This window comes from Blastomonas natatoria (assembly GCF_003201955.1).
Lineage (GTDB): Bacteria > Pseudomonadota > Alphaproteobacteria > Sphingomonadales > Sphingomonadaceae > Blastomonas > Blastomonas natatoria.
The window spans coordinates 209,169-231,376 of record NZ_QJJM01000004.1 but is presented as its reverse complement, the minus strand read 5'-3'; the positions used below and the strand labels follow the sequence as shown (position 1 = coordinate 231,376).

22 protein-coding genes are annotated in these 22,208 nt (G+C 62.7%); 10 read left to right on the top strand and 12 right to left on the bottom strand.

Annotated features, from left to right (window positions below):
* The first annotated feature begins 84 nt into the window (after window positions 1-84).
* Window positions 85-915: a hypothetical protein gene (locus tag C7451_RS06780; protein ID WP_244181685.1), complete on the top strand. Its 831-nt coding sequence runs from the start codon at window positions 85-87 to the stop codon at window positions 913-915.
* An 18-nt stretch (window positions 916-933) separates the two neighbouring features.
* Here C7451_RS06780 and C7451_RS06775 read toward each other — a convergent pair whose 3' ends face one another.
* On the bottom strand, window positions 934-1,857 hold the full coding sequence (locus C7451_RS06775; RefSeq protein ID WP_110298194.1) for a hypothetical protein: 924 nt from the start codon (window positions 1,855-1,857) through the stop codon (window positions 934-936).
* An 819-nt stretch (window positions 1,858-2,676) separates the two neighbouring features.
* Between C7451_RS06775 and C7451_RS06770 the strand changes: the two genes are divergently transcribed.
* Genes C7451_RS06770 through C7451_RS20095 form a run of 3 tightly spaced genes read left to right on the top strand, consistent with a single transcriptional unit; the run spans window position 2,677 to window position 5,968 of the window.
* Complete coding sequence (locus tag C7451_RS06770; protein ID WP_146215299.1) at window positions 2,677-3,951, top strand: glycosyltransferase family 4 protein; 1,275 nt, start codon at window positions 2,677-2,679, stop codon at window positions 3,949-3,951.
* 23 nt (window positions 3,952-3,974) lie between these two features.
* The gene (locus tag C7451_RS06765) at window positions 3,975-5,198 is read left to right on the top strand and encodes a prenyltransferase/squalene oxidase repeat-containing protein (protein ID WP_110298192.1); all 1,224 of its coding nucleotides are present in this window, start codon (window positions 3,975-3,977) and stop codon (window positions 5,196-5,198) included.
* A complete protein-coding gene (locus tag C7451_RS20095) occupies window positions 5,195-5,968 on the top strand; it encodes a formyltransferase family protein (protein ID WP_110298191.1) in 774 nt (257 codons plus the stop codon). The genes C7451_RS06765 and C7451_RS20095 overlap by 4 nt, the downstream gene beginning before the upstream one ends.
* On the opposite strand, the gene asnB is transcribed toward C7451_RS20095, so the two are convergent.
* The 11 genes from asnB to C7451_RS06705 form a co-directional block, all read right to left on the bottom strand.
* Complete coding sequence (asnB, locus tag C7451_RS06755; protein ID WP_110298190.1) at window positions 5,956-7,824, bottom strand: asparagine synthase (glutamine-hydrolyzing); 1,869 nt, start codon at window positions 7,822-7,824, stop codon at window positions 5,956-5,958. The two genes, C7451_RS20095 and asnB, sit on opposite strands and share 13 nt — an antisense overlap.
* An 85-nt stretch (window positions 7,825-7,909) precedes the next feature.
* Entirely contained in the window at window positions 7,910-8,872 is a 963-nt protein-coding gene (locus C7451_RS06750) for a YeeE/YedE thiosulfate transporter family protein (RefSeq protein WP_110298189.1), read from the bottom strand.
* A 188-nt stretch (window positions 8,873-9,060) separates the two neighbouring features.
* Entirely contained in the window at window positions 9,061-9,732 is a 672-nt protein-coding gene (locus C7451_RS06745; protein ID WP_110298188.1) for an LbetaH domain-containing protein, read from the bottom strand.
* On the bottom strand, window positions 9,729-10,796 hold the full coding sequence (locus C7451_RS06740) for a class I SAM-dependent methyltransferase (RefSeq protein ID WP_110298276.1): 1,068 nt from the start codon (window positions 10,794-10,796) through the stop codon (window positions 9,729-9,731). Before C7451_RS06740 ends, C7451_RS06745 begins: the two co-directional genes overlap by 4 nt.
* A gap of 17 nt (window positions 10,797-10,813) precedes the next feature.
* A complete protein-coding gene (locus tag C7451_RS06735; protein ID WP_110298187.1) occupies window positions 10,814-11,638 on the bottom strand; it encodes an NAD-dependent epimerase/dehydratase family protein in 825 nt (274 codons plus the stop codon).
* Window positions 11,635-12,684 (bottom strand): NAD-dependent epimerase/dehydratase family protein, encoded by a 1,050-nt coding sequence (locus tag C7451_RS06730; RefSeq protein ID WP_110298186.1) that lies wholly within the window; start codon window positions 12,682-12,684, stop codon window positions 11,635-11,637. The genes C7451_RS06735 and C7451_RS06730 overlap by 4 nt, the downstream gene beginning before the upstream one ends.
* Before the next feature lie 58 nt (window positions 12,685-12,742).
* Complete coding sequence (locus C7451_RS06725; RefSeq protein WP_110298185.1) at window positions 12,743-13,990, bottom strand: glycosyltransferase family 2 protein; 1,248 nt, start codon at window positions 13,988-13,990, stop codon at window positions 12,743-12,745.
* A complete protein-coding gene (gene rfbC / locus C7451_RS06720) occupies window positions 13,987-14,526 on the bottom strand; it encodes a dTDP-4-dehydrorhamnose 3,5-epimerase (protein ID WP_110298184.1) in 540 nt (179 codons plus the stop codon). Before rfbC ends, C7451_RS06725 begins: the two co-directional genes overlap by 4 nt.
* Window positions 14,523-15,755: a class I SAM-dependent methyltransferase gene (locus C7451_RS06715; protein ID WP_110298183.1), complete on the bottom strand. Its 1,233-nt coding sequence runs from the start codon at window positions 15,753-15,755 to the stop codon at window positions 14,523-14,525. The genes rfbC and C7451_RS06715 overlap by 4 nt, the downstream gene beginning before the upstream one ends.
* A gap of 75 nt (window positions 15,756-15,830) precedes the next feature.
* The gene (gene rfbF / locus C7451_RS06710; RefSeq protein WP_110298182.1) at window positions 15,831-16,604 is read right to left on the bottom strand and encodes a glucose-1-phosphate cytidylyltransferase; all 774 of its coding nucleotides are present in this window, start codon (window positions 16,602-16,604) and stop codon (window positions 15,831-15,833) included.
* 222 nt (window positions 16,605-16,826) lie between these two features.
* The gene (locus C7451_RS06705; protein WP_167398449.1) at window positions 16,827-17,852 is read right to left on the bottom strand and encodes a helix-turn-helix transcriptional regulator; all 1,026 of its coding nucleotides are present in this window, start codon (window positions 17,850-17,852) and stop codon (window positions 16,827-16,829) included.
* A 348-nt stretch (window positions 17,853-18,200) separates the two neighbouring features.
* On the opposite strand from C7451_RS06705, the gene C7451_RS06700 reads away from it, so the two are divergent.
* The 6 genes from C7451_RS06700 to aqpZ all read left to right on the top strand — a co-directional run bounded on the left by C7451_RS06700 (window position 18,201) and on the right by aqpZ (window position 22,104).
* Window positions 18,201-18,902 carry a hypothetical protein gene (locus C7451_RS06700; RefSeq protein WP_110298180.1) on the top strand — a complete coding sequence of 234 codons (702 nt, stop codon included), beginning with the start codon at window positions 18,201-18,203 and terminating at the stop codon, window positions 18,900-18,902.
* A 111-nt stretch (window positions 18,903-19,013) separates the two neighbouring features.
* Window positions 19,014-19,433, top strand: a complete 420-nt coding sequence (locus C7451_RS06695; protein ID WP_110298179.1) for a DNA breaking-rejoining protein — start codon at window positions 19,014-19,016, stop codon at window positions 19,431-19,433.
* Window positions 19,434-19,567: 134 nt separating this feature from the next.
* Entirely contained in the window at window positions 19,568-20,365 is a 798-nt protein-coding gene (locus tag C7451_RS06690) for a hypothetical protein (protein WP_146215298.1), read from the top strand.
* A 104-nt stretch (window positions 20,366-20,469) separates the two neighbouring features.
* Complete coding sequence (locus C7451_RS06685) at window positions 20,470-20,826, top strand: hypothetical protein (RefSeq protein WP_110298177.1); 357 nt, start codon at window positions 20,470-20,472, stop codon at window positions 20,824-20,826.
* 3 nt (window positions 20,827-20,829) lie between these two features.
* Window positions 20,830-21,333, top strand: coding sequence for a hypothetical protein (locus C7451_RS06680; RefSeq protein WP_110298176.1), 504 nt, complete (start codon window positions 20,830-20,832; stop codon window positions 21,331-21,333).
* 75 nt (window positions 21,334-21,408) lie between these two features.
* A complete protein-coding gene (gene aqpZ / locus C7451_RS06675) occupies window positions 21,409-22,104 on the top strand; it encodes an aquaporin Z (RefSeq protein WP_110298175.1) in 696 nt (231 codons plus the stop codon).
* The last annotated feature ends 104 nt before the right edge of the window (window positions 22,105-22,208 follow it).

Genomic DNA, 22,208 nt, shown 5'->3' with positions numbered 1-22,208 from the left:
CGAGACAGCGCCCGGCTGACACGCGAATGCCGTGGGCCGGGGCTCCGCTCGACAAGTCGGCGCGCATCGATCAGTATCGACGGCATGAGTTCCATGGTGCGTCCGCAGCGATCGGTGATATCCCCTCTGGCCTGGCTTGCTGCAGCACTGGCCGGGATTGCAGCGCCCACCCTCGCGATGGTGATGCTCGCCGATGCGCCTGCGCCGCTGGTGTTTTTCGGCGGCCCGATCCTCTCTCTGGGCCTCATGGGTAGCGGGATGATCGCTGCGGCCATCGCGGCCCGGCTATGGGTCGGCATCGCGCTCGCACTGCTGACTGCTGCCGGTCTTGTCCTGCTCGCCGGAGCGCTGGGCATGTCGTTGCTGCCGCATCCCGTGTCCACGGTCCTTGCCTTTGCGATAGCTGGTTTCAGCTTTGCCGCCCGGGGCAAGCTGTTCGCGCGCAGCGCCGCCGACAAGGGATGGTGGATAGCGCTGTTCGTGGTTGCTGGCGAAGCAGCGATGCTGCTGACCGCTGCGGCCATGCCGGGCGCGCTGCCCGATTGGCTGCTGGTGCTGTTACCGGCGCAATGGGCGAGCATGGCGATCCAGACCGCGCTGACGGGCACCGGAACACGCGCGGCGAGCTCTGCGCTGATCGCCCTGGCAGGGACCGGGGCGGTTACGCTACTGGTGGCCCGGCTCTGGCCACGTCGTTGGCCATATGCGCTGATGTTTTCCGCATGGCTGGGGCTTTCTGCGCTGGTCTGGCATCGGCCCGCCCCGCCGATGCCGGCCCCGACGCCACCCAATGCGCAGAGCGAGCAGCGGCTGATGCAGCCCAGTGTGGGGATCGCCCAGGCTCATGCCGCCGCCGAGCCCTCGGTGCCGGTCGTCCGTGGCGGCAGGGCCATCGCTCTGCCGCCAGCAGACTGAAAGCCAGCCAGCGCTTTGTCAGCGCTGGGGAGGGCACATCAGCGTCACCGTCCCCGCCTCGAAATCATAGCTGATCGAGGCGCAGTGCCCGATCGTGTCCATGCCGATATAGAGCCGCTGGGTAGGAATCTTTCGCTTGCTGTCGCCTGTCACCACGATCTCGTTGGGATCCTGATCGGGCGACGGGCCTTCCGCGATGCCCTGGGCGCTGCCCATGTCCGATACCCGCACCGCAAGATTGCGGATTTCCAGATCGCCCAGCATCAGGGGGCGGGCAAGGGAAAGCGAGCGGATCGGCCGCGCTACGCCATAAAGTATCGGTGCTTCGCGCGCGCCGCTGGCAAACTGACCGCCATTCGCATCCGCGATCCAGCGCCCGCCGGTCGCCGTGACCAGGCTTTCCTGGCGCGAGAGGCTGAAGGCGGCGTAGATCGGGCGCCCTCCGACATCCATGCGCACACTCGTCTGGCTGCGGCCCATTTCCTTGTCGAGCGGGAAGGTGATGGCCTGATCGCCCGGTTGTCCGTCGCGCAGGATGAAGGTGGTCCGTTTGTGCGGGAACGTCTCGGGTCCGGCAACGCCATCGGCGCCTTCGACGATCTTGCGTGCGCTGAAGGCGGTGCGGCTGCGGAACGATGCCTCTCCCTCTCCATAGCGCACATTGTCGGTGCGGAACCCGATCTTCTCGGGCCCGATGACATAGATGTAACCGATCATGCTTGGCTTCAATGCTGCCCGCTCTGCGGCATCGGCATTCAGGGTCGGCACGGAAATGGCGTCTGGCGCCAGGCGAAACCGCAAGGTCTGGCCATTGGCGATGAAGTCGACTGTCTCATCGGCCCGAACGGCAAGTTCGGAATTCAGCGGCGCTGCGGGTTTTGCTGCCGCCGGCAGGGCGATGTTTGCCAGAAACGCGATCGCTGCAGTCGTACGAAATATCATCCTCTATCCCCTGCAAATTGGGCTTCGATGTCTTCCGAAATCCGCTGAACGATGGCTGAATACAGGAACGGGCTATGGCCCTGATCGGTCCGACCAAGCCATGACGGGGGAGGGAGCGTCGGACGATGAGACCAGCAGGCCGACGAACACGCGGGCAGGTGGGGCATCCGTCTCTCTGGTGGCTGAGCAGGCGGTGTCAGGCCGTCACAGAGTTGAAAAGCCATAGAAAAAATGCCTCAATCACCGCAGGTGAGCAGCAATTCCTGTCTGATGTTCTCCAGATTGTGACGGGACATTTTTATTATATATGATAATTTGAAGATAGCGGAATCCGGAATTTACATGAGAATACCCGATTTTAAATGTTTTCAATAGTTTTTCTCTATTGGCATGGCCGGTCGCTTTCTAATTTCATTTGCTTCGATGCTGTGGAAGGTACGTGTGCCCTTGTGCGGAAACAATGTGTGGACTTGCTTTGAGCAGGCGATGCCTTGCACTGGATCATGCCGGGGGTGGAATATCGGTGATGCCTCGATGGCTTCGGGTCGCAGTTGAAGCCAGCGGGGCATCGCCTGTCCAGGGCATGTGAATGCGCCCGAACATCAGGCGCCTCATCGCTTTCGCAGTGCCGTTTCGCATCTTTGCTGACGCCAGCCGCGCCCTGGGTACGGTCGATCCGCGGACAGCGAAGCGGGGCAACAGACTTTACAAGACTGATAACAGAGGCTGAGAAACCGCGTGTCCCAATCCAAGTCGATTCATCGCACATCGGGTATCATGCTCGTCGACGGGTTGCCGGTTGCTGATCAGGTCTGATCCGTGCCCCATCGTATCTTGCTCATTGCCGGCTTCTTTCCGCCATATTCTCCGCTGGGTGCCGTGCGCGCGCCGATGCTGGTGCGCTGGTGGCGCGAACAGGGGCATGACGTCCGCGTGATCGCGCTCGAGAATCCTGCAGTGAAGGGGCAGATCGAACATTGTCTGGCGCCAGAGGCCGTGCGCTACATTCCCTTCAGCCGGGCCGCGCCCCCGCTCGAGCAGGCAGCCGGCAGCGTCAAGAAGCTGCTGGTCAAGCGCGAGAACCGGTTCAAGCCGTATCTGGTCAGTCTGCAGACCCTCTATCGCCAGATCGCGCATTTTCCCGATCGGTATCGCAACTGGATCGAGCCGGCGGTGGACGAAGCCGTCGCGATGGCTGAGCACTGGCAGCCGGACCTGATCTATTCGACGGCCCCGCCGCATTCGGGCCATGTGGTCGCCTGTCGGATCGCACGGCGGCTGAAACGGCCATGGCTGGCCGAACTGCGCGACCTCTGGGCGGGCAACCCCTATAACGACGGCCATCCCCTGTTCGATCCCGTCCAGCGCCGCTACGCCTGGGGCATATTGGCCAGGGCGCAAGGCCATGTCGCGCTGACCCGCGGTGCTGCACTGCGGATCGGCGACAAGCTGGGTCGCCCGGTGACGCTCAGCTACAACGGATTTGGCGCAGATGACTTTGCGTCGCTCGGTTCCGTCGCGGCCCATGATCCGCACCGCCTGACGATCGTCCATGCCGGGATCATCTATGCGGGGCAGCGCGAGCCGACCATGCTGCTTGCGGCACTGGCGAGGCTCGATGCTTCGGTTCGTGCGCGCATCCGGGTGGTGTTCTTCCATGACGAGGAATCGGCCGTCGTGGCCGGTGCCGAGCAATTCGGTGTTGCGGACTGTATCGAACTTCGCCCGCCCATTCCCCGGCGCGATATTCTCGAGCTGGAGCGGGCGGCCGACGTGCTGCTGCTGTGCCGCTGGAACGACCCGGCGGAAGATGCCATCATTCCTGGCAAGGTGTTCGAATATATCGGCGCGCGCCGCCCCATCCTGTCTATCGGGTCGGACACCGGGGAAGCTGCGGACATCGTGCGCGCGGGGCCGTTCGGCCTTGTCATGACCGATCCGGACGCCATAGCGCGTCAGCTGGTCGAATGGCTGGCGCAGAAGGATGCGCATGCAGGCCGGCTGCCCGACCTGCCGGAAGGTCCGACCCATGCCTATCTGCGCGAAACCCAGTTTCAACAGGTGGATGCAGCCATTGCCCAGATCCTCCGTTAGCCCCGCCTTAAAGCCCGTCTGCTATGGCTGAAACCATGCTCTCCGCCGTCAAGTCCGCTGCCCGCCATGTGCTCGATTGCCGCCCCTGGGTGTCAGGGCACGGCGCCTATCTGCTCCATCAGGTCAGCGGCCGAGGCCCGGTCGACGAGGCGGGCGCACAGGACGACGCCGCCATGCGCGCGGCTGCCCGCTGGCTTGCTGCTGCGCAGGACAGTCAGGGAGATGGCGGCTTTTCCGGGCGCTACAAGCTGGCAAGCGGCTGGTCGTCCAGCTATCCGGAAACGACCGGCTATATCATTCCTACCCTGCTCAGGCTGGCAAGGCTTTGGGATGAACCGCAATGGCATGACCGTGCGGCCCGCGCGATCGACTTTCTGCTGGGCTTGCAGCTGCCCGATGGCGCGTTTCCGGGCGGCGAAGTGCTGGAGAACCGGACGCGGCCTTCGCCCTTCAACAGCGCGCAGATATTGCATGGTCTCACCCATTGGGTCCAGGCCACCGGCGATCCGAGGGCGGCGGATGCGGCTGCCCGATGCGCGGCATGGCTGATCTCGGTCCAGGACGGCGACGGTGCCTTTCGCCGCCATTTCTATCTCGATGTCGCTGCCACCTATGCGGCGCATCTGAGCTGCTGGCTGGCCGAATATGGCGATGCCTTTGGCGATGGCGCGGCGCTGGCCAGCGCGGAGCGGCATCTGGACTGGGTGCTGGCAAAGCAGGACCAGACAACCGGCTGGTTCGATCTGGCAGGCTTTACCAAGGAGCAGCATCGCGACCGGACCGCCTATACGCACACCATTGCCTATACGGTCGCCGGAGTGCTGACGAGCAGCCTCGTCCTGAAACGAGAGGACGGCATCGCCGCAGCGCGACAGGCCGCCGAAGGGATCATGCGCCGGCTGGAACTGTCACGGCGGCTCCCCGGTATGCTCGACTGGCGCTGGCGGGAATTCGAACATCCGCAATGCCTGACCGGCAATGCCCAGATGGCGCTGATCTGGTTTGCCCTGACCCGGCATGATGATGACTGGCGCTTTGCCAATGCAGGGTTCAAGGCGCTCGATCTGGTCAAGCATGCGCAGCTGCGCGACAATCCGAATCCGGGCCTTGCCGGCGGCATCGGCGGATCGGATCCGGTCTGGGGCAGCTACATTCCCAAGGCGTTGCCCAACTGGGCAGCAAAATATTTCATCGACGGGCTGATCGCGAAGCGCGCGATCCTGCAGGCGGGCGCTCCATCGTCGTGAAGATTGCGTTGCTGACGCATCGGCGCGCCACCAGATGCGCCGTCATCGCTTCTGCCCTGGCGGAGCGCGGCATTCGGCCTGATCTGATCATATGCGAGGCGCAGCCCCAGCCGCCCGCCGCAGCCCGGCTGCGCCAGTTGATCCTTGAACGCGGTCCGCAGGCCCTGGCCGACAAGCTGCTTGCAAGGCTGATCAGGCCACGCGCGGCCGCATCGCGCGATGAAGCACAAGCCGAGCGCCCGCCTGATGCGCCGAGCTACGCTGCGCAGCATGATATTCCGTTGCTCGATCTACCCGACCTGAATTCGGCCGCGTCGCTCGATCGCCTCAAGGGGGAGGCGATCGATCTGATGGTCCATGCCGGTGCCGGAATATTGCGGGCGCCGCTGCTCGCGATTCCCCGCCTGAGCGTGCTCAACGCGCATATGGGGGTGCTGCCGCGCTATCGCGGCATGAATGTCGCCGAATGGGCGGCGTGGGAAAATGGTCCGCTGGGCGCAACAGTGCACTGGATCGATCCGGGTATCGATACCGGGCGGATCATCCGTGTCGCGCCGGTTGATTTCCAGGGTATCGGGTCCGTCGCCGCCCTGCGCGCGGCTGTGGACAAGGCCCAGATTGCTGCGCTTGCTGATCTGGTGGCCGAGATGGTGGCGAGCGATCATCAACCCTCGGCCCAAGCCCAAAGCCGCGAGGATGGCCGTCAGTATTTCACCATGCACCCCATGATCGTCGGGTTGCTAGAACAGCGCCTTGCTCAATCGGCATAGACCGCGCACCAGCGGTCGAACATCGCGATCCCCCAGAGCTGCTCCAGTGCGCGCCGCTCGTTCCTGCAGGCGCGGGCGACGATCGGCTTCAGTCCTTCAAGCGATATCCAGTTGTGGAATTCCCGGCTGATCGGAACATAGCCGCCCGCATCGCGCAGCCTCTCGGCAAACCACGGGAAGATCGGCAGCGGAAAGCCCCGCTTGGGTGCGTTCAGCACCGCATCGGGCAGCCGCGTGGCGACATAATCGCGCAGCACCGCCTTGGTGCGAAACTGTCCCGGCGGACCGATCCGTGCTTCCATCGGCGTATTCTGGCACCATTCGACCAGTGGCAGGTGAAGGAAGGGCACGCGCGTTTCCAGCGATGCCGCCATCGCCATCTTGTCGGCCTTCATCAGCAGGTCCTCGACCAGCCAGGTGCCGAAATCGGCCTGCTGGCTCTGCGCCAGCGGATGGGCTGTGTCCGGCAGGCCGTACCAGCCCTGCACCAGGTCGAAGCTCGGGACCATGTCAGGCCCGCGCCAGAATGCCGCCTTTTCCGCATCGCTGATCGTCCAGCCGATATGCGCGGCCATGCCGCGGCGATAGGCACCGGGTCCGCCTTCTGCCATGGCGCGGAAGATCGAGGCGCGATCTGGAGAGACGAACCGTGCGGCCAGCTTCAGCAGGGGGCGTGGCATGGGGCCATAGCGCCGTTCGACCTTGGCCAGCGTCGCAAGGTCCGCCGCGCGGGTATAGCCCAGCAGAAGCTCGTCCGATCCTTCGCCCGACAGCGCCACCTTGACGTGGTCGCTCGCCCTTTGCGAGAGCAGATAGAGCGCCGCGCCGGTCGCATCACCATAAGGCTCGTCAAAGGCGCGGACCACATCGTCGAGCGTATCGAAATAGTCGGAACGCGCCATCCGGATTTCGTGATGGGTAGTGCCGAAGCGCCGGGCCACGGCGCGCGCCAGCGGCAGTTCGTCGTCGCCGCCCGCACCGTCACCGCTGATCGAGAAAGTGTGGAAGGCGCGATGGCCAAGCTCGCTGGCCGCTGCCACGATCGCTCCGGAATCGAGGCCGCCGGACAGAAAGGCTCCGACGGGGACGTCGGCCGCGACGATATGGCTGTCGACCGCCGCCACGAACTGATCGGCAAATTCGCGGGCATAGTCGCGTCCGATGTCGAATGGCCCGGGCGTCAGATCGGCTTGCCAGAAGGTTTCGATGGATTGATCGCCGCTGCAGAGCTTCCGCCGCAGGATCTGGCCAGGGCCAAGCTTGCCGATGCCCGCCCAGATCGTGCGATCGGGCGCCATGAAGCGAAGCGACAGATAATCCCACAGCCCCTGCGGATCGATCGCGGGGCGGCAGGGCAGGGTGGCGAGGATCGCCTTGATCTCGCTGGCAAACAGCAGTTCGCCTTCATGCCGGGCAATGTACAGCGGCTTGATGCCGATCTGATCGCGCACGAGAATTAGCTCGTCACGGCGCTGGTCGTGGATGGCAATCGCGAACATGCCGTGCAGCCGAGCAAAGGCTGCCATGCCCTCTGCGTGATAGAGATTGAGGATGACCTCGGTGTCCGACTGCGTCCGGAAGGCATAGCCTCGCGTTTCGAGCTCGGCGCGCAACGACCGGTAATTGTAGATTTCGCCATTGAAGACCAGCGCGACCCCATCCGCTGTGGTCATCGGCTGGTGACCGGTGCTCAGATCGATGATCGACAGGCGCCGCATCGCCAGGCCGACACCCGGTGCAAGATGCACCCCGGCATCGTCAGGCCCACGATGGACGATCGCTGCGTTCATCGCCGCAACACGGCTGGCAAGCCGCTCCGGCCCGTCTGCAGAGATCAGTCCAACAATGCCGCACATTGGAGGGCAGATAGCCAAAAAGGGTTAGCAAAGCACTAGTGCTGGCGGTTTGCCGTGCTGATCGGTACGCGCACCGCCGCATGGTTCAGACGGCCAGCTCCAGCTTCGATCGACGGCCGCGATGGGCAATCAGGTGCAGCACGCCAAGCACGGTTGCCGACATGACGAGATAGGCGAAAACGCCGCTCAGGGTCCCCGACGGAATCGCGGCCAGAAGCAATGTGTCATTGCCGCCAGGGATGAGCGCCCCGCCAAAGGCCATGATCGCGCCACCAGCCAGCGATCGCGCGATTCCAGCCGGTTGCGGAGCCTGCAGCACGAACGAACGCGAAAGGATTCCGGAAACAAGGCTGCCGCAAAGCAGTGCAACGGCAGGGGCAAAGGCGCGGCTATCGCCCTGCATGTCCATCGCGCCGCGCCGCACCACGGCGTGCACCGCATCCGAATAGGACCAGTTCGGCTCGAGCGTGAACAGCAGCGCTCCGCAAAGGCCCATTGCCAGCATCATCGCACGCGGCCCTGGCCTGCGCCACCCGGTCATGTCGGGCGATCGGCCCCGCTGCCGCCAGGCCCAGGTCGCCATTGCCGCGAAGCCCAGCACGATCAGGACTCCCGGCCACATCAGCATCGCGTGTGCATTGCCTTGAGCCTGTCCCGCTGCCAGCAGCGCTTGCCGATCGGCGATGGCGAAGCCCAGCGCCAGACCGAGTGGCAGCGCCAGAAAGCGGACCTCGCCCTGGCCGATCCGCGCGAGCGTTCCAAGCAGGCATGCGTCATTGATGACCGCGCCGAGGCCAATCAGAATCGCGCCTAGCAGCAGGGCGCCCGATATCGGCACTTCGGCCGACAGCTGCGCGACAGGGCCGAACAGCCAGTGCAGCGGCAGCGTGATCGCGCCAGCGACGCCCATCGCTAACAGAAAGCCCAGCAGCATCGTACCGCGCCGGTGCAGCACGATCTCGCGCGAGGCGGTGACCGCACAGGTGCTGCTGCCGCTGATGGCCATACCGACGCAGAAGGCACTCAGCAGGACGAGGATCAGCGGCATGGTGCTGGTCCGGCATGGCCCAGGGCGTGATGGCGGTCCGGATCGCGCGGGACAATCCGTGTTTTCATTCTGACTTGCAGTTCATCGGCCATGCCGCAGGTTCGTGCGGAAACCGCTCCAGGTTTCACTTGCTTGCGTTTCGACCCGCATGGCTGCCCCGCATCGTCACGAGAAGGGCAGCGTCCGGATCATACGTCCCTGAAATACAGGGCCAGCGTGTTGTTGCGGTCTTCCTTGAAGATCAGCGAATTTCCCGTGCCCTGAAAGGCAATCTTTCGCGCCTCCGTCTCGCGGTCGATGACCCGCACGCCCTGCGAGACGATGGACCCTTGCCGGATCAGCGATCTGCCGATCACGGCGGTGTTGGGATACAGGATGACGCCATCCTCGATGACCGGCCTGTCGTCCCCATGCCGACCCACGGTCGAGTTCTGGAAAAGCACGAGATGGTTGCCGTAATCGGCCTTGGCCAGCACGATGCCGACCGAATGACCGATCAGGAAGATGTCCGGCAGCGCAATGTCATAGAAGATTTCGATGGCATTGAGCTGCTTGTTGAGCAGGAACAGCTTGGTGCACAGATTTTCTGCCCGTTCGCGCCGCCAGATCGTGTTGGCGAGATAATAGAGGAACGTGCAATATTGCGCGGACTGGAGCACATCGAACGCGCCCGGCGTCCAGATACGGACGGCCGCGATGCAATGGTCCAGCCTGGCCAGAGCTTCGGGCAGATGCCGGTCTATCAGCGCGAAATCGCTTTCGTCGCAGAACGGGATCAGACGGCGGATCTGTTCCTGGACGTAAGAAGCAAGACGGCTCGCTTCCAGATTGCGGATTTTGATCGGGGTGGCGCCGCTCATCGCTGGTCCACCACGCAATAGCGAAAGCGCGGACCGGCGCTCGCCCTGATCTCTTCCAGATAGTTCGAATTCATCACGAAGATGACCGTGCCGTCTTCCAGACCGGGCAGCACCTCTTGCGGCGCCTGCACCTTCAGACCGGTAGCGGCCAGATATCTGCCCTGCTTGGCGGGGTTGATGTCGATCACGGCCTGCACGGGATTTCCCGCCCGTTCGCGCATCATGGCAAAGATCACGCCCTTGGATGCGCCGCCCCAGACGACGCCAGGCGCATTTTCCAGCCCGTTCGCGTTGACAAGAATGTCGCCCATCCCCGCAGGCAGCACCACCCGCTCTGCCTCATCGAGCACCGGGTTCTGCAGCCTGGCAAGGTCAGCCACCACGTAGAGATACTGCCCGCCGAAGAGATGACCGCAATCGATCAGCTCGCCGAACATCCGGCGGAAGTCGCCGAGGCGGAAATAGTTCACATGCTCGTAGAATATGTCGAACCAGGCGTGACGCTCGCAGATCCAGTCAAGGCAGGGGACTTCGATATAGATAAGGCCGCCGCCATTGTTTGCCTCCCGCAGGGTGAACAGGAAGTCGACCGGATTGACGACATGTTCCAGCACGTGGCGCAGTATCAGGCCGCGCCCTTCCATACCGACACCCGGCTGAAAATAGGCGCGTTGGACCCGGGGGCTATCGCCTTCATAGGCAGGATCGAAGCCGGTAATCCGTGCCCCGCGCTGTGCGAGCATGTCCAGGAACCAGCCCTTGCCGCAGCCGATCTCGACCAGTCCGTCGAGGCCCATGTTGCGCTCGACGATGCGCGCAACCGCATCGAGATGGGCGCGGAACTGGGCGCTGACCGCCTGCTCGTTCTGATAATGCTCGTCATACTCCATGAGGTCGGGGCGAAAGGCGGCGTTATGGACAAGGCCGGTGCGCTGGTCCTCGACCAGACGGATGTCGCCCCGCTGGCACCTGCGCGCCTGTGCCGCACTGGCATACATCCGGTTCTGGAATATCGGGAACTGCGTCTGTTCGTACAGCAGCCTGTATTCCGCACGATCGGGCATGAGGCGAAACTCCGTCATCAGGGGCGGCCCACGACGCAAGGCGGATCGACGAGATTGTCGGCCCGCGCCCCGAAGTTCAGCAGGTCCCTGCGACCATATTCGTCGGCAATCGATTCTGCCATGGCACGGACGGTGGTGGGAATGCCCGAGCAGATGTTGATCGCACCCTGTGCCGGACCGAGCGCCCGATCGACGATCATCGCAGCCGCATCGCGCACGTCCAGATAGTCGCGGACCTGCTGGCCGCTGGTCAGATCGGCTGTCTTGCCTGCCTGCAGCTGCGCGTGCAGATAGGGAACGAAGCGTCGCTCGTCCTCGCCCTCGCCGTAGAGGTAGAAGAGGCGACACCACAGGAATTCCATCCCCGCCTGCGGCAGCCAGTGCGAAAGCGCCAGATAGGTTGCGGCCTTGGCATCGCCATAGGGCGCCGTCGGGCGCAGCGGGGTATCGACCGACAGCAACCCTTGCGAAAGGTCATATTCAAAGCAGGTGCCCAGACCCACGAACCGCTTGACGCCGGACCGGAGGCACCCCTTCGCCATGGTGATCGTGCCGGTCAGGCAATCGATATTCTCGGGCGCGACAAGATATTTTCCGGGCTCGGCATACCAAGCCGCATGGATGACAAGGTCGACGCCCTGGCTGGCCTGCGTCCACCACTCTGCGCTTTCGTGGAACAGTGAACCCGTGGAAATCACGTCGCGCACGGTGCCAGAGGCGGGCAGCCGATCTTCCGTGCCATCGCGCACGACCGCGCGCACAAAAAGGCCTCGCTCCTCCAGCCGGGCAAGCAGCTGGCGTCCGACAAAGCCCGTTGCGCCGGTCAGCAGGACCCTGGTCACGGCGCAAGCCATCTGAGGTCTGCGTCGAGGGCCCTGGCGGCCAGATGCTGTTCCAGCATCCTCAGGCGCAGAAAGGGCGACAGGCGGAAGCCCGCATCGATCTGCGGCGTCCTTTTCACCCCGGCGATCAGGCCGGTGATCGACTGGTCCAGTGACATTTGCGGGATGAAATGCGGTGCAAGCCGCTCGAACAACGAGAAATCGACCTTGTAGGAGCGCTTGTCCGGCGGGGCATCGGTGTTGATGGTCACACAGGTGCCGGGCAGATGGCGTGCCACGGCATGGGCCAGATCACGCACCTGATAGTTGTTCTCCTGCCTTCCTGCATTGACCACGAGAAAGGGGGAGGGGTCGGCGGGCGTGCGCTTCATCGCCCAGTGGACGGCGCGGGCCATATCCCGGACATCGATCAGCGGCCGCCAGGGCGAACCGTCGCTGAGCACCATGATCTGGCCGGTGGAGACCGCGCTGGCGACGAAATCATTGAGCACCAGGTCCAGGCGCAGCCGGTCCGACATGCCGCACGCCGTTGCGAACCGCAGGCAGGTAACCGACATGGCATCGCTGGCCAGCGCGGCGAGACCCTGCTCTGCACCGATCTTTGACCGAGCATAAGCGGTGAGCGGATTGGTCGCATCCGTTTCCGACCGCGCGCCGGTTTCGGCATAGCCGTAGATGCTGCAGCTCGACGCGAAGACAAAGCTGCCGACGCCCGCCGCCGCGCTTTGTTCGGCAAGCCGCAGCGTGGCCATCTGGTTGATGTCATGGGTCGCCTGCTCGAAACTGTGTCCCATGGGATCGTTCGATACGGCAGCAAGATGCACCACCGCGTCCACGCCCTGGAGAATGCCGGGATCCATATCCCGAACATCGCCGAAATACTGCCGGTCCAGCAGCGTTTCCGGCAGGCGGGTGGTTCCCGTCAGGGCATGGGCGAACAGGCCGCTGTCAAAGCCGTGGATCCGTGCGTCCGGCATGGAGGAGCGAAGATAACGGACCAGCTCTGCACCGACATAGCCCATGTTTCCGGTGATCAGGATTTTCATCGATGATCCATTCGTCACAGCGCTGGAGGAGGACTGTCTGCCCGGTGCGTCGAGGCGCTCAGGGCAGGATAAACCGCATGAGATCGTCATTGCTGAAGATCAGATTGGGTGAGAAGCCACGCGACAGAAAGGCGGATCGCTCGGCGTTGTCCGCGATGAAAACCGCTGCCCTGTCGATGGCCTCTGCCGACAGATCGTCCTGATCGCGGCAGACCGCAACGTCCGGCTTCAATCCGGTTTCGCGAAGGAAGCTCACCATGCCTTCGAAATCCATCGGCCCGTGCAGGATCAGACGGTCGATCTGGGCCGTGGCATTGACCATCCAGGACAAGGTCTGCATCGCCGCACACAAGGGTATCAGGTCCTTCACGCTCAGCACATCGGGGTGATCGTGCAGACCGCCCTGCACCACGCGGGCATAGAGCTCGTAAGCCCGGACATAATCCTGTTTCCCGACCCAGAAGCGCAGCGCCACGGCCATGCGGCGCAGCGTGAATTCCTTCACCACCTGATCGTAGTTGAGCAGATCGTCGGGGTCATCGCCGATATCGCCGCGCTTCATGCCGATATGCAGGAAATATTCCAGCCCGCCGCGATAGCGGTCCCAGGCTGTCATCACCTCCTCGTTGCCCGCCTGCGGCCGATCGCGGACGATTCTGGATACGGTGACTGCCCGATAGAAGGGCGTCTTGAGAAAGGCGACGGCGCCGAGATCCAGATAGTGCGCCAGGTGTGCGAACGCCCAATAGGCGAAATAGCGCGGGGCCCATGCGACCCGAAGCGCCGATGTGCGGACGATGGAGACTTCAGGGAAGACATGATGGGTCATCAGGAAGACGAAGACATCGTGGAACTGACCCGGATCAAACTTCGTGTCGCTCTCGACCGAGTAGAAGGTGCCGGTGTCCGTCCTTTCGACCTCGTTGTGCATGTACCAGGGCGCATAAGCGGCGCAAACGTCCGGATTGGCATCGAGATAGCCGATGGCCTTGATCAGTCCGGGGATGATCAGCATGTCGTCATCGGCCAGATAGATGCTGTATTCGCCGCGCGCCCGGCGGAAGACGCTGGCGAGATTGGGTTCATAGCCGCCATTTTCCGACCGGCGGTAATAGCGGATGGGCAGGCCCGAAGCCTTGAAGCGCTCCACCACGTCTGCAGTGTCGTCCGTTGACGCATTATCGGAGATGACGATCTCGTAGCTGCAGGGAATGTCATATTCCTCGGCGAAATAGGTCAGCGCCTTAGCCAGAAATTCCGATCGATTGTACGTCGGGATGCAGAAGCTGAGCTTGATGTCGGTCATGAGGATGCGCCCTTGTAATCTTCGTACATCGCGTCCCGTTCGCTCATGACGAGGGGCGGAAAAGGCCAGTCGATGGCGAATGCGGGATCGTCCCATCGAACACCGCGCGCCAGATCGGGCGCATGGCTCTCCGACATCATGTAGAAGAGCTCGCATTCGTCGGTCAGGGTCAGAAAGCCATGCGCACAGCCCGGCGGAATGTAGAAGGCGTTGCGCCGTTCGGAATCGAGTTCGACCGCAGCCCATTGGAGATAGCTGATCGATGCCGGACGCAGATCGATTGCGACATCGAAGGCACGGCCCCGGGTGGCGCGCACCAGCTTGGCTTCTTCCTTCGGCGCTGCCTGATAGTGCATGCCGCGCAGCGTCCCCCGCAGCCGGTTATGGGACGTGTTGCACTGGACAAACTGGGTGGCAAGCCCGTGGGCACCGAACGCTTCGGCGCAGAATGTTCGAGCGAAGAGCCCGCGTTCGTCCGCATGGGCATCGACCTCCACGCCCATCGCGCCGCTCACCGCCGTGGGGATCAGCTTCACGGCAGGATCGCCAGGGCGGGCACGGGTACGACGAACCGTCCGCCCCATGCCTGGATGTCATGCGTTGCCATGATCTCGTCCTTGATGTTCCATGGCAGTATCAGAACATAGTCCGGACGGGTTTCGGCCATTTTCTGCGGGGCGTGGATCGGCAATCTGCTGCCTGGCAGAAAATGGTTCTGCTTGTGCGGGTTGCTGTCGACCACATAGTCGATCAGGTCGGCGGTCACTCCGCAGAAATTGAGCAGCGTGTTGCCCTTGGCGGCGGCGCCATAGGCGGCAACGTGTTTGCCCTCGGCCCTGGCCCGATGCAGGAACGCGTTCAGATCGCGCCGGATCGGTTCGATACTGGCCTGAAACGCAGCATAGGTCTCCACCCGGTGCAGCTCGGCGGCAGCCTCGTCGGCGCGCACCTTGGCGAGGCCGGGGCCGACGCGATGGGCATTGCTGTCCGCCCGGCACCCAAGGATCCGCAGGCTGCCCCCATGGGTGGCAAGCTCTTCGACGTCGAACAGCTTCAGGCCGTGCCTTGCGAAAACGGTCTCGACCGCAAGCAGAGAGAAATAGAAGAAATGCTCGTGATAGATGGTGTCGAACTGCCGGTTCTGCATGAGCTGCAGCAGATGCGGAAACTCCAGGCTGACGACGCCATCGGCTTTCAGGGCAGTGGCCAGGCCTGCGACGAAATTGTTGATGTCCGGGACATGGGCAAACACATTGTTGCCGATCAGCAGATCGGCCGAAAGCCCGCGAGCCACCAGGTCCGATGCCGTTTCGGCACCAAAGAACCGGCTTTCCGTCGGCACACCAGCCGCACGCGCGACATCGGCGACATTGGCTGCCGGCTCGATGCCCAGCACAGGGATGCCCGCATCGATGAAATGGCGCAGCAGATAGCCGTCGTTGCTGGCGATCTCCACAACCCGGGATGCTTCCGTCAGGCCGAAGCGCTCGCGTGCCATGACCGTGAACTGCCTGGCATGTTCAACCCAGCTTGCGCTGTAGGAAGAGAAATAGGCGTAATGGCTGAAGATGTCTTCTGCGGCGATGAACGCATCGGTCTGCACCAGCCAGCATCGGGTGCAAACCAGGGCCCGCAACGGGTATGTGGCCTCCGGTTCGCGCAGGCGCTCGGCCGAGAGATAATCATTCGCCAGCGGCGTAACGCCGAGGTCGACGACCATATGCTCCAATGGAGTGTCGCAAAATCGGCATGAAGGCGGTGTCATGCGCAAAACCTATTTGGCGACCTTAAAATTATGGTTAACGCTTCGTGAAGTTGGGTGTGGGCCAGGATGGATCCGCTATGCCCATACCTTCCACGGTGCAGCGCCGGAGCGCCAGAGCTCCTCAAGCTGATGCCGTTCGCGCAGCGTATCCATCGGCTGCCAGAAGCCGTTATGTTCGTAAGCCGCCAGCTGGCCCATGCTTGCGAGCTGCTCGAGCGGCCCTGCCTCCCAGATGGTATCGTCCCCCTCGATCAGGTCGATGACCGGAGGTTCCAGGATGAAGAAGCCACCGTTGATGCGCGGCCCTTCGCCCGGCATCTTCTCCGAAAATGCGGTGACGCGGATACCATCGGTAATGATCGCGCCAAAACGGGCAGGCGGCTGGACGGCGCACATCGTCGCCATCAGGCCATGGCTGCGGTGAAAGGCCAGTTCGGCGGTCAGATCGATATCGCCCACGCCGTCGCCATAGGTCATGCAGAAGCTTTCACCTGGATCCAGATGGTCGCGGATATGGCGCAACCGACCGCCCGTCATCGAACTCTGGCCCGTATCGATCACGGTGACGCGCCAGCCTGGTGCACCCCTGTCGTGATATTGCAGGGTGTTGCTTGAAAAATCTGCCGTGAAGTCGCTGTTATGCAGTACGAAATTAGCGAAATATTCCTTCAGCATATAGCCCTTGTAACCGGCACAGACGATGAAGTCGGTCATGCCGTGATGGGCGTAAATGTTCATGATGTGCCAGATGATGGGATTTCCACCAATCTCCACGAGAGGTTTCGGGCGCACCGTGGTTTCTTCGGAGAGACGGGATCCAAGGCCGCCAGCCAGAATAACAACCTTCATTGCCGTGATTTTCCTTCATCAAGGATTGATCGGATCGGGCGAAGCAGAATGGAGCACGGAAGGATGTCGGGGCGTCTCCACCCCCCGAGCAGGGCAGGGGGAAAATATAAGCGAGTGCATCAGGGTTCGTCCAGCGCCGGGGTCGAGGTGGACCAGCGCTGAGCCACGCAATGGTCTGCCCGGTTTCACGCGGAACGATATCAACGGCGGACTGTCATCGCTTCATTCGGTCATGGCTACCCCGGTCTGCCAGGCCTTGCGGACGTTGCCCGGTGTATCGCCGAACCATTGCCGGAAGGACCGACCGAAGCTCGACATGTCGGTAAAGCCCAGCACCCTCGCGGCTTCGGCCAGCGAGATGGCGCTATCAGCGATCAGCAGCCGCGCCTTGGCCTTGCGTTCCTGCTCGACCAGTGCATGGAAGCTGGTGCCATGCCGGGCGAGCAGGCGCACCAGGGTCCGGCTGGACAATTCCAGCGCATTGGAAATCTGCTTGAGCCGCGGTGCCCGATTGTCGCTGGCGAGCATTCTGGCAATGGCATCGCGGACCCGCGTCACCTCGTCGGGTTCTCTTGCAAGATTCTGCAGCGCTTCGATCTTGCTTTGCGCCAGCGCCCAGAGCCATGGATCATGATCGGGGTTGGTGATCGACTGCCATTGGCTGGGAAAGCTCAGCCTTTCCGGCCCCTCCGATCGGACCTTCCGACAGGCAAAGCCGGCGAGCACGGGCTGCGTTGCAGGGTCGTCGCACAAGCGGGTTTCGAGCAACATCTCGGCAGGGTCGGCGAACGAGAGCGCCTCCACAGAGCGATAGACCAGAGCCAGCGCCGTCAGGGCGGTAAACTCGAACAATGGACCCATCGGCCAGGGCGGAGAGAGGCTGATGCCGATGCGATATTCGCTTTCCTCGAGCGTCATCAGCACGAACGGGTTCTGCATTGCGATGCCCTTGACCACGGTGCGCAGCGCGAGGCCGAGATTCGGCGCGTGGAGCAGTGACAGCGTTCCGGCTGTTCCCATGACGGGGCGTGGCGCCGAGAGCATCTTCGCAACAAGCGCAAGAGGATCGCAATTGTCGATGATGTTGCCGATGATGATCAGATCGTCAGCGAAGCTGAGTGTCTGCGGCAAGGGGCCTTCGCCCACCAGCGACGTGCCGTTGCGCAGCCAGTCAGGCCAGCCCAGCCATTGCCCGAAATGGAGTGTGGTAGCAGTCGGAACCTGCAGTCGGGCTCTCGCCCCGAGCATGCTGATTGCTACCGCTGCATCCTCCCGACCAGCGCCAGAGGATCCCGGCTGCGCTGGAGCAGAACGCTCCAGTTGCCTTCTGTCAAACTCCACCGACATGGCGTGGTGCCCCCGTGTCGCGCGTCCCGGCCCAACCCGTTCATGCTATCGCAAATGCGCCTTCAGTAAAAACAAAATGACATGGTCCAATTTCTTCGTGATGCGTCAGATACTTGGCGTCATTTGTCCATGTGCTGGCGCGCTTTGACCATGGCCGTCCCCTACGGGATGCATCACTATACTCGCGCTATCCAGAATCACCGGATCGCAACCAAGCATAGCTGCGCTGGAATTTGAGGGATCAACGGCATGCAGAAGATGGGTGCAATCGGATCGTCATTTGGCGTGACGGCAAGCGCCATGGTTCTGGCGGCTTGCGTGCCTGGGGCACCGGCACCATCCGGGCCCGCGACCGAGGCCAAGAGCGCGATCGAGCTCGTCTGGCCCGCCAGCCTTCCGGTGGTCGGCGATGGTTTTCCGGCCACGGGCGATCCATGCCGGCGCATCGGGGAATCGGCAACGACGATCGACTTTCTCGACGATAGCGCATCGCTGGTCGGATGCCCCAGCCGAGCCGAAGCAGAAAAGCTCGGCGGAGCGATCCTCAAGGAGATTGATGGCGTGACCCTTGTTTCGGTTCCCGGCGGCGGTGCTGCCATGCCGGGCGATGGCGATGGACAGGGGGACGCCAGGGTTGCCGGGACCGATTACAATGCAACAGCGCAGCTGCGCTGTGCCGGCTATCGCGGCATGGAGGCCACGATCTGCGATGCCGGGGTCAAGCGAAACCGGCAAGACGGGCAGACCCTGATCTTCATCGACTGGCCGGACGGTGTGAACAGCCGGATACTGATCTTCGATCAGGCCGGAAAAATCGTGGCCGCCAATACCAACGAGGCGGACGGATCATCCAGATATCCGGTCTTGGGCCGGCGTGACGGCGACACCATGATCGTGACGATCGGGCCTGAACGGTATGAAGTGCCGGATGCCTTTCTCAAGGGCGATTGAACGGCGATCGTCGCGAACGGAGGGCAAATGGAGGATGCGCGAAGGACAGCCATGCGACCGAGGGCAGGACGACAGCCTCGACCCACCGATTATCAACACAGGAGCACATCCATGAAATTACGCTTCCAGCTCGCTGCATCGCTTCTTGTTGCGGGCGCTGTCGCGCTGCCAATGGTCAGCCTTGCCCAGGCGCCGATGCCCAGGCCCGAACGGATCCAGTTCGCCAAGGGCGCTTCGTCCAAGGCAATCAAGGGCGTGCTGAAAGGCGATCAGTCGCGCACGTTCCTGGTCAATCTCCGCGCCGGGCAGAAGATGACCGTCAAGCTCGTCGCCAATAACGCGTCAGCCAATTTCAACGTCACGGCCCCGGGTGCCATGCAGGCAATGTTCATCGGTTCGATATCGGGCACCGACTTTGCCGAAACCATCGCTTCGTCGGGTGACTACAAGATCGACCTGTTTCTCATGCGCAACGCAGCGCGCCGAAACGAAACGGTCAGCTTTACCATCACCATTGGCGCAACCGGCTGATCCATGGATCCAATAGCCTGGCGTTTGGCACGAATTGCACAGTAGATGGCAACAAATGTCAAATGGTCTCCCGTGGGAAATGTGTCAAACTTGCTGAACAATCGAAAAGAATGTTCGGATTCGGGAGGACGGGGATGAAGGCGCATTTCAGGAACGCGGGCGCATCAATGGTGATGGTCGCTATGGTGATGGCGCCGCTCGGGGCAGCGGCACAGCCACCGGGATCGGTGCGCGATCTGGTCGGCGCGCGCGCAGCAGGGGGCGAGGATCAGCTCGAATACCGCGGATTTCATCGAATCTCGGGGCATGTCGAGGACGACAGCAAGATCAATTACTGGTGGAACGGCAACACCAAGGAATGCGTGAAGGCCGTCACCTATAACGGCAGCTTCCAGTCGCTCGACAAGACGACCAATGCCGATTGCAACCAGAAGGGCGGCAATGGCGACAAGGCCGCGGCGGTGGCGATAGGCGCGGTCGCGCTGCTCGGCATCGCGGCGCTGGCCAGCAAGTCGCATCACCGCGGCGACCGCGATTATGACGAGCGTGGCACAGCCGATTTCGAGCGTGGCCATCGCGACGGTCTCTACAATCAGCCCTATCACAATTACGATCGGTCTGACGCCTATTCGAGCGGCTATGATTCGGGCGTGCGCGAACGAGCAAGCCAGACCAGCTATCGCAACGGATATAATTACGGTGGCGGCTACAGCGGTTACGCCGATTTCAACGATCTTCAGGGCCGCGAGCGCAACTATGCCACCGGTCAGCTGGCCAGCCGGGGCTTCCTGCAACTCGACAACAAGAAGACCGATACTGGCCGGTACATGACCTATTGGCGCTCGCAATCGCGCCAGTGCCTGATCCTCAACTCGCAGAACGGCTATGTCGTCTCGATCGAGAGCGTATCGCCGCGCACCTGCCGCGACTGACGGGGCGCACGGCAACGGGCCGCATTTCGCCCGGGCAGAAGAGCGAAACCGCACCGGCCCGGCATGTTTGATCCTTTGTTGCACTTCAGGAGGGGGAGACACGCATGTCGATGACACGCTGGCTATTCGTTGCAGCTCTGACCGCTGGCCTTGCCGCACCTGCGCCGGCCCTGGCCAGAGACCATCACCGGCATCGGGACAGGGACAGGGCGACCGGGGCCGCGATCGGCCTTGCCATCGTCGGCATCGCTGCTGCCGCATCGAGCGGTCGCCGCAACCGCGAGGATAACCGCAGCTATTATGATCGCGACTATTATCGCGGCGGCTGGGGCAACAGCTATCAGGCTGCCAAGAACGTGGTCTGCTATCGCGGCCAGCGGCAATGCTATCGCAAGGGCTATTATTCGGCCGAATGGACCAGCCGCGAATTCGGCTATGATCCCTATAACCGGGGGTATTGAGCGATGAAGCTGCCCATCCTTACCACCACCCTTGTCGCCATTGCCGGTCTTGGCCTGCTTGCAGGCTGTTCGGCAGGGCCGACGCCCAAGGCAGAGGCCGCGACCAGGGAGCCTGCCGATCAGGTGCATATGGACCTGACCGTGACGAAGGCCTTCAATGCCGCGATGACCAAGGCCGGGCTCGACGAAGGCCAGCGCAATGTCGTGAAGGCGATGGCGCACCAGCAGGCCGTGGCGATCACCTGTGCCGGCTTTGCCGTCAACAAGGCGCGGTTCGAAGATGAGATGAACGTCATCTACTATGACGACAAGGGCAAGATGCTCGATATCGATTCCGACGCCCTGCACCTGCGCGAAAAGCAGGTGATGATGGGCTTCGGAATGGCGTTTGGCGCGCAACTGGCGATAGCCGCGAGCGACGAGAAGGCATTCTGCGAGCATGCCGAGGTCGAGCGCAACGCGCGTGACGCCAAGCATCTGATTCTCGATCCGCCGTCAAAGGGCTGATTTGCAAGGGGTAGTCTGACTGTCGGGGCCGCGCGCAATCGGGACAGCCGCGGCCCCTTGTTCATGGGGGGAAGCATGAAGTTATTGGCAGCCGAGTTTTTCGGGACCTTCTGGCTGGTCTTCGGCGGATGCGGATCGGCGGTGCTGGCTGCAGCCTTTCCGGAATTGGGCATCGGTTTTGCAGGTGTGTCGCTCGCTTTCGGTCTCACCGTGCTCACAATGGCCTATGCGGTCGGCGGCATATCGGGAGGGCATTTCAACCCTGCCGTCTCGCTGGGGCTCGCGATCGCCAACCGCTTCGCATGGAAGCAGCTTCCCGGCTATTGGCTGGCGCAAGTGGCAGGGGCGATCGTGGCTGCAGCCACCCTGTTCGCCATCGCCTCGGGCAAGCCGGGCTTCGAAACGGGAGGGTTCGCCTCGAACGGCTTTGGAGCGTTGTCGCCGGGCGGCTACGGCCTGCAGGCGGCAATGCTGATCGAGATCGTGCTGACCGCCGGATTCCTGATCGTGATCCTGGGCTCCACCGCCCGAACGGCACCTGCCGGCTTTGCCCCCATTGCCATTGGCTTGGCGCTTGCCCTGATTCATCTCGTCTCGATCCCGGTGACCAACACTTCGGTCAACCCGGCTCGCTCCACTGGCGCGGCGCTGTTCGCGGAAACAGCAGCGATTGCGCAGCTCTGGCTTTTCTGGGTCGCGCCGCTGGCAGGCGCGGCGCTGGGCGCGCTGATCTGGTCGTTTCTGCTGGCTCCCGAGGAAAGGTCGCCATGATCGCACGAGGTCCCAAATCAACAGGACTGATGCGACTGCGACAGGCCCGCTTTGCATCCATCGGTTTCCGCCAATCGCCCCGGTCCGGCCAGGGCTGGCGCAAA

Excerpts from the sequence above, each read along its gene's own strand:
- C7451_RS06745 (WP_110298188.1), bottom strand. The coding sequence starts at position 9,732 with ATGAGCGGCGCCACCCCGATCAAAATCCGCAATCTGGAAGCGAGCCGT.
- C7451_RS06700 (WP_110298180.1), top strand. The coding sequence starts at position 18,201 with ATGCAGAAGATGGGTGCAATCGGATCGTCATTTGGCGTGACGGCAAGC.
- C7451_RS06750 (WP_110298189.1), bottom strand. The coding sequence starts at position 8,872 with ATGCCGCTGATCCTCGTCCTGCTGAGTGCCTTCTGCGTCGGTATGGCC.
- C7451_RS06740 (WP_110298276.1), bottom strand. The coding sequence starts at position 10,796 with ATGCCCGATCGTGCGGAATACAGGCTGCTGTACGAACAGACGCAGTTC.
- C7451_RS06690 (WP_146215298.1), top strand. The coding sequence starts at position 19,568 with ATGAAGGCGCATTTCAGGAACGCGGGCGCATCAATGGTGATGGTCGCT.
- C7451_RS06765 (WP_110298192.1), top strand. The coding sequence starts at position 3,975 with ATGGCTGAAACCATGCTCTCCGCCGTCAAGTCCGCTGCCCGCCATGTG.
- C7451_RS06695 (WP_110298179.1), top strand. The coding sequence starts at position 19,014 with ATGAAATTACGCTTCCAGCTCGCTGCATCGCTTCTTGTTGCGGGCGCT.
- asnB (WP_110298190.1), bottom strand. The coding sequence starts at position 7,824 with ATGTGCGGCATTGTTGGACTGATCTCTGCAGACGGGCCGGAGCGGCTT.
- C7451_RS06730 (WP_110298186.1), bottom strand. The coding sequence starts at position 12,684 with ATGAAAATCCTGATCACCGGAAACATGGGCTATGTCGGTGCAGAGCTG.
- C7451_RS06685 (WP_110298177.1), top strand. The coding sequence starts at position 20,470 with ATGTCGATGACACGCTGGCTATTCGTTGCAGCTCTGACCGCTGGCCTT.
- C7451_RS06775 (WP_110298194.1), bottom strand. The coding sequence starts at position 1,857 with ATGATATTTCGTACGACTGCAGCGATCGCGTTTCTGGCAAACATCGCC.
- rfbF (WP_110298182.1), bottom strand. The coding sequence starts at position 16,604 with ATGAAGGTTGTTATTCTGGCTGGCGGCCTTGGATCCCGTCTCTCCGAA.
- aqpZ (WP_110298175.1), top strand. The coding sequence starts at position 21,409 with ATGAAGTTATTGGCAGCCGAGTTTTTCGGGACCTTCTGGCTGGTCTTC.
- C7451_RS06780 (WP_244181685.1), top strand. The coding sequence starts at position 85 with ATGAGTTCCATGGTGCGTCCGCAGCGATCGGTGATATCCCCTCTGGCC.
- C7451_RS06680 (WP_110298176.1), top strand. The coding sequence starts at position 20,830 with ATGAAGCTGCCCATCCTTACCACCACCCTTGTCGCCATTGCCGGTCTT.
- C7451_RS06725 (WP_110298185.1), bottom strand. The coding sequence starts at position 13,990 with ATGACCGACATCAAGCTCAGCTTCTGCATCCCGACGTACAATCGATCG.
- C7451_RS06705 (WP_167398449.1), bottom strand. The coding sequence starts at position 17,852 with ATGCTCGGGGCGAGAGCCCGACTGCAGGTTCCGACTGCTACCACACTC.
- C7451_RS06715 (WP_110298183.1), bottom strand. The coding sequence starts at position 15,755 with ATGACACCGCCTTCATGCCGATTTTGCGACACTCCATTGGAGCATATG.